The following is an 8,975-nucleotide window of genomic DNA, read 5'->3' as shown; positions in this document are numbered from 1 at the left end:
GCCGATGGTAGTGTGGGGTCTCCCCATGCGAGAGTAGGTCATCGTCAGGCACCTATACCAAAAATCCCCCAGGGCTGATGCCTTGGGGGATTTTTTTATGTCTACTATTTACTGCACCCCCTCACCATAACGTGCGGTTTTCTGGCGTTTTATGTCAAAATGCATTCCTTAAGGAGAAATGCCCATGACTCAGATGCGCTGGGAACAGCTACTTTCCCCTCGTCGTCTTCACGATCAACGCTCAACAAGTACTCGTGAAATCGGCCGTAGCCCCTTTCATAAGGATCACGACCGAATTGTTTTCTCAGGCTCGTTCAGGCGCCTTGGGCGTAAGACCCAGGTGCATCCGCTGACCGAAAATGATCATATCCATACTCGCCTGACGCACTCGCTGGAAGTTGGCTGTGTAGGTCGTTCTTTGGGGATGATCGTGGGTGAGTTGCTGCACGACCGCCTACCTGAATGGATCACGCCTGCTGACCTTGGCGTCATTGTCCAAACCGCCTGCCTGGGGCATGACATTGGGAATCCCCCTTTTGGTCATGCGGGTGAGTATGCAATCCGTGATTGGTTTCAGCGTGCTCAAAGCAGTGGTTTGTTAGAAGGCCTTTCAGACGCTGAGCGCGAAGATCTGTTGACCTATGAAGGCAACGCCCAGGGTTTCCGGGTGATTACCCAGATCGAATATAACCAGTTCAATGGCGGTATGCGGCTATCAGCAGCCACACTGGGTGCGCTGCTCAAATACCCCTGGACCGTGCGCTATAGCGGACGAGCGGGCAAGTTTGGGGCTTATCAGTCAGAGCAGGGGCTGCTCAAGGAAGTGGCCGACGCCGTGGGGCTACTCCCACAGGGGGAACAGCGCTGGTGTCGGCACCCTTTAGCCTGGCTGGTGGAAGCGGCTGATGATATCTGTTATGCCCTGCTGGACCTGGAAGATGGCCTGGAGATGGGTATTCTGCGCTACGAAGAAGTGGTGGAGGTGCTGCGTCAGATTGCCGGAGAATTCCCGCCCGAGTATGCCGAGATGCAGGCGCGCAACGTATCCCAGCGCCGCCGTATTGCACTGCTGCGAGGTGCGGCCATGGAGCGCGCCGTGAACGATGTTGGCGCCGTGTTCGTTCAGCACGAGCAGGCCCTGCTGAACGGCACGCTCAAGGATGACTTGCTTGAGTTGTGTCATCCGGATTTAGGCTGGGGCGTTAAGGCGGCGAAGCAGCTGGCCCGGGAGCGTATTTTTCAGAATGAGCGGAAGGCAAAGCTGGAAATTGGCGCTTATACAACGCTGGGCATTTTGCTTGAAGCTTTTATTGGTGCTGCGCACGAACTGCACCACACCGGGCGCAGCTCGTTCAAGCATCAGCGGGTACTCGCCTTGATAGGCGAGAACACGCCGCTGGCCTCCTGGCCGCTCTATGATAGCTATCGACGAATGCTGGACTTTATCGGAGGGATGACGGATCACTACGCGGTCGACCTGGCCCAGGAAATGGGCGGGCGCTTGCGAGGCGATTAGGTGCCATCATACCGAAGGCTGGCGAAGATGCGTCAGCTCCATGAGCTTGGCGCGTTCCAGCAGGATATTGATGATTTTATCGTGGATGGGGTCGCTGATCCGACCCGGCATGAGCGCAGTCAGTTGGCTTGCCAGCATATCGCCACTAACGACCAAAATGTCAGGTGCCGCGTCATCGGTATCAATGTGCCAACCGGGTAATACCAGGACACCTCGCACCGGTACCGAAACGCCGCATTGTTGTTCTAGCCACTGGCTAAGCCAATCAACCCCTTGGCGTGTTTTATGCAGCGGACGCCGTTCTTGCCAGTAGGGAAAGCGAAGACGCTCACGCTCGACGGCGACGGTATTTTGCCCACGCCCTGCATTACTGATGGGCACGGTGCGTGCCCGGGTTTCGACCACGAAAACGCCGTGCGGGGTCACCACCACATGGTCAATCGTAAAGCTATCCGTCGGCACGTCGTGAAAAACATAGTAAGGGTGCGCATCAGGGCGGATAAGCCGTTCAAGTTCCTGGCCAACAGCAAGCTCGCAGGCAAGCCCCAGCTTCAATCGCCGAATGCGTTGGTAGTCGCGCACTAAAAGCAATGAAAACGCCAGGACAAGCAGCGTACTAAGCAAGCCATAGAGAGCCCATTCCACCCAGTCCTGCTTGTCGGCAAACAGCATTCGCCCCATTCCATAGACCAGTGGCGAAAGGCTGATTAAAGGGCCTAGCGCGCCGTTGAGAAACAGGCTTGAGAATGCTTGATCCAGCCGGTAGCGCAATGCCTGGCCGGGCTCGCGTAGCGGGGTGTCGAAGGGAGATTGGACACGAGCGTCATGCAGGCTTCGGAGAGCCAAAACAATGCTGGCCATCGCCGCCATGGGAAAGAGAAAAATCAGCGGGAGCAAATATTCTAGCCAGGTCATTGCAAAGTCCTAGTGCGATGTGACTGCACAGTGACGGTCCGTCCTGAGACGCATGGATTAGCCACCAGCCAGTTTGACTTGATAGCCGCGTGCAGTTAATTCCTGCTTCAGGCTATCACGGTGATCACCTTGAATTTCAATGATGCCATCTTTAACAGCACCGCCTGTGCCACAGCGTTTTTTAAGCGCTTTGGCGAGGTCTTTGAGCTCTGTGGTAGTTAGCGGTATGCCGCTAATCGTCGTGACCCCTTTGCCTTTGCGGCCACTGGTTTCGCGACGAATACGGACGATGCCGTCAAGTGCAGCAATACGCGCTTGTTCGCTATCGGCATCACAGCGACAGGATTCCAGAGGTTCGCGGCAAGAAGGGCATGTGTTGCCTTTTTCGGTGGAATATACCAGCCCACCAAGCTGGTCGCGTAGTGAAGCCATCGCGTTATTTTCCTTCAGAGTAATAAGGCTCGGCTGCCTGGCTCATTTCCTGGCTTAATTGCCTGACCACGGCAGGTAGCTGAAACATGCTGCTGATCATGATGGCATTTTCCGGCGTGGTTTCCGCGTCGGGAAAGCGGTTCAAGTGAATGACCTTCATGCCTGCCTCAAGAGCAGCCCGTACGCCGACCAATGCATCATCAATGGCAATACAGTTAGCTGCGTTGAACCCCATGATACTCGCGGCGTAGAGGTGCAAACAGGGTTCTGGTTTCCAGCAGTTGGCGGTGTAGCCACTGAAAAGGCGTTCTGCGAAATAGCCATCGAGCCCCGTTGCTTTGAGCGCAGTGCGAATTTTGCCTTCAGGGCCGTTGGAAACCACAGCGCTCGGGTAAGCGGATAGCTGCTCAATGGCTTCTTTAGCGCCGGGAATCGTGGTGAGTTCATTGGCGAGCCGTTCAGCCAGGCTGGCACGCATGGCGGCTTCCATGCTGTTTAGCTGATCGTTGCAGACGTCGCCATGGCGTAACTGCAACTGAGCAACGATATTACGAAAGCGTGAGCCTCTAAATTCACCCATATAGTCAGACGGTACGAAAGGAAGTCCCACGCTATTCAGCCCCGTCGACATCTCTTCGGCAAGGAGGGGTTCACTGTCAACCAGGGTGCCATCGCAATCAAATAATAACAGGGGGAGCGGCATGGGAGATTTCCTAGCAGAGACTTAGCAACTGCAGTGACAAACACAATAATTAATCATAGGCCTATTGAACGAGATTTTAGCGTATTTGTGAACAGTGTTCTGTAATTTTTTGCTTGCCCGGGCGGTCAAGCTGATTCAGATTAACCAAAACGCGCGGCAACGACGACGTTTTAGGCCGTTGATTGGGCGCCATTTCTACGTTGTACGGAGAGGCGCGGGGCACTGAGTTACATGCTAAGCTGTTGAAACCACAATAAGGAGACCGTGACGATGCGACTAACCCCCTGGATCATGCCGTTGGCGTTTGCTGCCGCCATGCTGGCCGCCACTAGTGCGGCAACCGCTGACGAACATGAGCACGAGCCTCTCGACGATGCAGCGCTCGAGGAAGAATATGGTATTAAAGCAGGTGCCGTTAAGCGGGACGCGGAAGATCGCAGCAGCGATACCTCTGACGCCGATAGCAATGGTGCTGAGGAAGCAGATGAAGAAACCTCAGCGGGTACTGGCGGCTCTGGCGATGCGAATGCGGATAACGGAGAAAGTGATGACAGCGAAAGCGATGCCGAAGACGAAGAGTAAGTGCCCCATTCAATAAGTGTCCATTAAATTAAAAAGACGGCCAAGTTGGCCGTCTTTTTTGATCGGGGCTGCATGTCGTTGGCGTTACGTTACCTTGGGGGCCAGCTCGCCACGCTCGTAGCGCTGGTACATGGTTTCCAGGTTGATCGGCTTGATCTTGCTGGCATTGCCCGCGGTACCAAAGGCTTCATAACGCGCAATACACAGCTCGCGCATGGCCGATACCGTTTCCTTGAGGAATTTGCGCGGGTCGAATTCTGATGGATTCTCTGCCAGGAAGCGACGCACCGCACCGGTGGACGCCAGACGTAGATCGGTATCAATGTTGACCTTGCGCACACCGTGCTTGATGCCCTCCACGATCTCTTCGACGGGCACCCCGTAGGTTTCAGGGATCTGGCCGCCGTACTGGTTGATGACATCCAGCCACTCCTGAGGAACGGAGGACGAGCCGTGCATCACCAGATGGGTATCGGGAATGCGTGCGTGGATCTCCTTGATACGCTGGATCGACAGCGTGTCGCCCGTCGGCGGCTGGGTAAACTTGTAGGCGCCGTGGCTGGTACCGATGGCAATCGCCAGTGCGTCCACGTGGGTAGCCTTGACGAATTCGGCGGCTTCTTCCGGGTCGGTGAGCAGTTGCTCCATGCCGAGTTTGCCTTCGGCACCGATGCCGTCTTCCTCACCGGCCATGCCGGTTTCCAGACTGCCCAGGCAGCCCAGTTCGCCCTCGACGGAAACGCCGCAGGCATGCGCCATGTCGACAGCGCGGCGCGTCACATCAACGTTGTATGCGTAATCTGTGGGGGTCTTACCGTCTTCGCCCAGCGAGCCATCCATCATTACCGATGAGAAGCCGAGCTGGATAGAGCGCTGGCAGACGGCCGGGCTGGTTCCATGATCCTGGTGCATGACGACAGGAATATGCGGAAACTCTTCAACGGCCGCCAGAATCAAGTGGCGCAGAAAAGGGGCGCCCGCGTACTTGCGGGCACCGGCGGACGCTTGGACGATGACCGGTGAGTCAGTCGCATCGGCGGCTTCCATGATGGCGCGCATCTGCTCCAGGTTATTAACGTTGAACGCCGGAACGCCGTAGCCGTATTCGGCGGCATGGTCGAGCATTTGGCGCATGCTGATCAAAGCCATTGAGTCACCTTATCTGTGAGGTTAATGCTGGTATCGGAGTCAGCGGGCGCAGCGAGCGCCCGCTAAAATGTTAACGATTATCCGCGTTGGGCGGCGGCTTCGAGCGCTGCCACGGCAGGTAGCTGTTTGCCTTCGACGTATTCAAGAAAGGCGCCGCCGCCGGTTGAGATGTAGGACACACGATCTTCAATGGCGTATTTATCGATGGCCGCCAAGGTATCACCGCCACCAGCGATTGAGAAAGCGCTGCTTGCGGCGATGGCATGGGCGATTACTTCGGTGCCTTTGCCAAACTGATCAATTTCAAACACGCCGACCGGGCCATTCCATAAAATGGTACCGGCGTTTTTCAACAAGCTGGCCAGATGCGTGGCGGTATCGGGGCCGATGTCCAGGATCATTTCGTCATCGGCTACCTGATCGACCGGCTTGACCACCGCGTCGGCAGATTCGGAGAATTCGGTCGCCACCACAACATCGGTGGGTAGCGGTATAGTGACTTTTTCCATCAGCGCTTTTGCCTGACCGATTAAATCCGCCTCATGGAGCGACTTGCCGACATTGTAGCCTGCGGCGGCGATGAACGTATTGGCGATGCCGCCGCCAACAATCAGTTGGTCGCACTTGTCGGAAAGCGCGGTCAGCACGTCCAGTTTGGTCGACACTTTTGAGCCGCCAACAATCGCCGCCATGGGCCGAGCGGGATGAGCCAGGGCCTTTTCCAGCGCATCAAGTTCCTGGGCGAGCAGCGGGCCTGCGCACGCCTTCGGGGCAAAGCGTGCAACGCCATGGGTCGATGCCTGAGCACGGTGGGCGGTGCCGAAGGCATCCATCACGAAGATATCGCACAAGCTGGCATACTGTTTGGCCAGCTGTTCGTCGTCCTTCTTCTCGCCGGTGTTGAAGCGCACGTTTTCCAGCAGCACAACGTCGCCGTCAGCCATTGTCGGTGCACGATCAAGATAGTCGGTAACCAGCTTGACTGGGCGGCCCAGCAGTTCACCCAGGTGTGCCGCGACGGGGGCCAGTGAAAATTCGTCGGCTGACTCGCCTTCCGTCGGGCGGCCCAGGTGGCTCATCAGCATGACCTTGGCACCGGCCTCGGCGGCCGCCTGGATCGTCGCAAGCGCCGCCCGCAGACGCGCATCGCTGGACACACGCCCGTGCTTGATCGGTACGTTGAGGTCTTCACGAATCAGTACGCGCTGCCCTTTCAAGGGCAGGTCGGTCATTTTTTGCACGTTCATGCGAGTATTTCCTCGTGTTCAAGCGGGTGAAAAGTCATGATGCGGCCCTGCAAGTCAGCGTGCGCTGCCATCCGTCAGCGTGGCCAGGCGCTGGGTGATGTCCAGCATGCGATTGGCAAACCCCCATTCGTTATCAAACCAGCACAGCAGTTTGACCAGGCGCCTGCCTGCCACCCGCGTCTGTGTGGCGTCTAGGATGCCAGAGCGCGGGTCGTGATTAAAATCGATCGATGCCATGGGGGCTTCGGTATAGCCTAATACCCCCGCCAATCGCTGCTGGCTGGCTTCCCGCAACAGCGCATTCACCTGGTCGGCATCGGTGTCCTGGTTCACCGTCAGCGCTGCATCCATGGCGGATACGTTAATGGTGGGGACGCGCACATGCAGGCACTCAAAACGACCGGCAAGGCTTGGCATCAGGCGGCTGATGCCCAACGCCAGGCCGGTGTCCACCGGCACGATGGATTGCATCGCCGAGCGCGTCAGGCGCAGATCGGTCTGATGGTAGGCGTCAATGACCGGCTGATCATTCATGGCCGAATGAATCGTGGTGGTCACGCCGTGTTCCAGTCCCAGTGCGTTGTCGAGAACGGTCAATAAGGGTACCAGGCAATTGGTGGTACACGAGGCCGCCGAGATAATGCGCTGAGAGTGCGTCAGCTCGTCCTGGTTAATGCCCCATACGATGGTGGCATCGACATCGCTTTCCGCGGGTTGAGAAAACAGCAGTCGCTTGGCGCCGGCGTCCAGATGACGCTCGGCAGTGGCGCGATCCTTGAAGCTGCCCGAGCACTCCAGTACCAGGTCAATATCCAGGGCGGCCCAGGGGAGTGACCCTGGGTCCTGTTCGCAGAGCACATGAATGCGCTGACCCTTGATCAGCAGCGCTTCGCCATCGTTGTCCACCTCACCTGGAAAACGGCCGTGAGTGGTATCGTAACGGGTGAGATAGGTAATGGTCGCCAGGTCGGAAAGCTCGTTGATCGCCACCACCTCAATCTCGGGGTGGTCACGCTCAACCAGCGCGCGCAGGATGCATTGACCTATGCGTCCGTAGCCATTGATGGCGATGCGATACCTTTTGGAGTCAGCCATGTCGCGAAGCGGCTCTTGAAAGTGGAGCAGGGGCCACGATGGGCATGAAAGTAGGCGCGATGATAACGTATTTCAGCGGGTGATGCTTATCCACTGCCCACGCCTATCAGCTCCCACGCCAGTGGTAGCAGTAGAGCAGTAAAAATGCCGGTCAGGCTCATCCCCAATGAGGCAAAGGCGCCGGCGGTATGGCTTAGCTCAAAGGCTCGCACGGTGCCAATCGCGTGACCATTCAGCCCCAGAGCAAAGCCGATAATGCGCTCGTCGTCGATGTGTAAAACCCTTGCGCAAAGGCTCACAAACGGGATGGTGACGACCCCTGTCACCAGCAGGGCACCCATCAGCAGGGCCACGTTGCCACCCAACTGTTCGGTAATGCCAATGGCGATGGGCGCAGTAACGGATTTGGCAGCGATAGAAGCCAATATCTGACCGGGACTGCCCATTAACCAGGCAATACCCAACGCATAGAAGGTTGCCAGTGCCGCAGAGATGGGCAGGCATACCGCTAACGGGCGCCAGAGTGCGCGAATGCGTGGCAGCTGCTGGTAAAGCGGCATTCCAAGGGCAACCGTCGCCGGGCCTAACAGCACCGTCAGCCAAGCAGCACCCTGCTGATAGGTGGCATAAGGCATCCCTATCAGCGCTAATGCCCCGGTCAGCAGTAATGCGGCGATCAGGATGGCGGGCAGCCAGGAAGGCTGTTTTAGACGATTGAATAGCGCGCTGCCCACTAAGAAGGCTGCCAGTGTCAGCCCGACGGCAAACAGCGGCGTCGCCGTGAGCGTTGCTAATACGTCAGTGGGCATGATGCCCCATGAGGCGTTTCAGAAGCCAGAGTGTCGTGACCACGCTCAGCAGCGTCCCGAGTGACAGCGCTACGAGAATGGCAAGCCATTGGCCTGCCAGTTCATCGAGAATAAAGAAGACGCCCACAACGCCGGGCATGATGAGCATGGCGAGCAGCCCAATCAGCGGCTGGGCGGCGGCCGAGATGCTTGACGGCACGCGGCCGATGACTGAAAGGGTGACGCCCATCAGCAGCATGCCGACCACACCGGAAGAAATGGGCAGACCGGAGAAATGGATGACCACTTCGCCGATCAGCCAGTAGCTAATCAGCCATAGCAAGCCGTTCAACGCGGGCATGGCCTACCTCGCTCGCCTAGCCGAGTAGCTCATTGGCCTGTTTGACAACGTTCTCGACGGTAAAGCCAAAGTGCTTGAACAGGTCGCCTGCCGGGGCCGATTCGCCGTAGGTGGTCATGCCGATCACCCGGCCATCCAGGCCCACGTACTTGTACCAGTAGTCCGCATGCCCGGCTTCGATGGCGAT

General features: G+C 57.4%; 11 protein-coding genes. 2 read left to right on the top strand and 9 right to left on the bottom strand.

Annotated features, from left to right (window positions below; all coding sequences use genetic code 11):
- Positions 1–184: 184 nt before the first annotated feature.
- Positions 185–1,516 carry a deoxyguanosinetriphosphate triphosphohydrolase gene (locus tag ADS46_RS12850; protein WP_066320745.1) on the top strand — a complete coding sequence of 444 codons (1,332 nt, stop codon included), beginning with the start codon at positions 185–187 and terminating at the stop codon, positions 1,514–1,516.
- A 6-nt stretch (positions 1,517–1,522) separates the two neighbouring features.
- Here ADS46_RS12850 and ADS46_RS12845 read toward each other — a convergent pair whose 3' ends face one another.
- Genes ADS46_RS12845 through ADS46_RS12835 form a run of 3 tightly spaced genes read right to left on the bottom strand, consistent with a single transcriptional unit; the run spans position 1,523 to position 3,566 of the window.
- Positions 1,523–2,431: a nuclease-related domain-containing protein gene (locus ADS46_RS12845; protein ID WP_066320743.1), complete on the bottom strand. Its 909-nt coding sequence runs from the start codon at positions 2,429–2,431 to the stop codon at positions 1,523–1,525.
- A 57-nt stretch (positions 2,432–2,488) separates the two neighbouring features.
- On the bottom strand, positions 2,489–2,863 hold the full coding sequence (locus ADS46_RS12840; RefSeq protein WP_066320742.1) for a translation initiation factor Sui1: 375 nt from the start codon (positions 2,861–2,863) through the stop codon (positions 2,489–2,491).
- A gap of 4 nt (positions 2,864–2,867) precedes the next feature.
- Positions 2,868–3,566, bottom strand: coding sequence for an HAD family hydrolase (locus ADS46_RS12835; protein ID WP_066320740.1), 699 nt, complete (start codon positions 3,564–3,566; stop codon positions 2,868–2,870).
- Between the two features lie 270 nt (positions 3,567–3,836).
- On the opposite strand from ADS46_RS12835, the gene ADS46_RS12830 reads away from it, so the two are divergent.
- Complete coding sequence (locus tag ADS46_RS12830) at positions 3,837–4,148, top strand: hypothetical protein (RefSeq protein WP_066320738.1); 312 nt, start codon at positions 3,837–3,839, stop codon at positions 4,146–4,148.
- Positions 4,149–4,232: 84 nt separating this feature from the next.
- On the opposite strand, the gene fba is transcribed toward ADS46_RS12830, so the two are convergent.
- The 6 genes from fba to ADS46_RS19180 form a co-directional block, all read right to left on the bottom strand.
- Positions 4,233–5,297 carry a class II fructose-bisphosphate aldolase gene (gene fba / locus ADS46_RS12825; protein ID WP_066320732.1) on the bottom strand — a complete coding sequence of 355 codons (1,065 nt, stop codon included), beginning with the start codon at positions 5,295–5,297 and terminating at the stop codon, positions 4,233–4,235.
- A gap of 77 nt (positions 5,298–5,374) precedes the next feature.
- Positions 5,375–6,544, bottom strand: a complete 1,170-nt coding sequence (locus tag ADS46_RS12820) for a phosphoglycerate kinase (protein ID WP_066320731.1) — start codon at positions 6,542–6,544, stop codon at positions 5,375–5,377.
- A 54-nt stretch (positions 6,545–6,598) separates the two neighbouring features.
- Positions 6,599–7,639, bottom strand: a complete 1,041-nt coding sequence (locus tag ADS46_RS12815) for a type I glyceraldehyde-3-phosphate dehydrogenase (protein ID WP_066320730.1) — start codon at positions 7,637–7,639, stop codon at positions 6,599–6,601.
- A gap of 86 nt (positions 7,640–7,725) precedes the next feature.
- Entirely contained in the window at positions 7,726–8,448 is a 723-nt protein-coding gene (locus tag ADS46_RS12810) for an LrgB family protein (protein WP_066320728.1), read from the bottom strand.
- Positions 8,438–8,788 (bottom strand): CidA/LrgA family protein, encoded by a 351-nt coding sequence (locus ADS46_RS12805; protein WP_066320724.1) that lies wholly within the window; start codon positions 8,786–8,788, stop codon positions 8,438–8,440. Before ADS46_RS12805 ends, ADS46_RS12810 begins: the two co-directional genes overlap by 11 nt.
- A 16-nt stretch (positions 8,789–8,804) precedes the next feature.
- Positions 8,805–8,975, bottom strand: a 171-nt coding sequence (locus tag ADS46_RS19180) for a transketolase-like TK C-terminal-containing protein (protein ID WP_199825233.1), incomplete at its 5' end; no start/stop codon positions are given.

Origin of the sequence: Halomonas sp. G11 (assembly GCF_001663515.1) — a bacterium.
GTDB lineage: Bacteria > Pseudomonadota > Gammaproteobacteria > Pseudomonadales > Halomonadaceae > Vreelandella.
The sequence above is the reverse complement of the archived record's forward strand: the minus strand, read 5'-3'. Positions and strand labels throughout refer to the sequence as shown.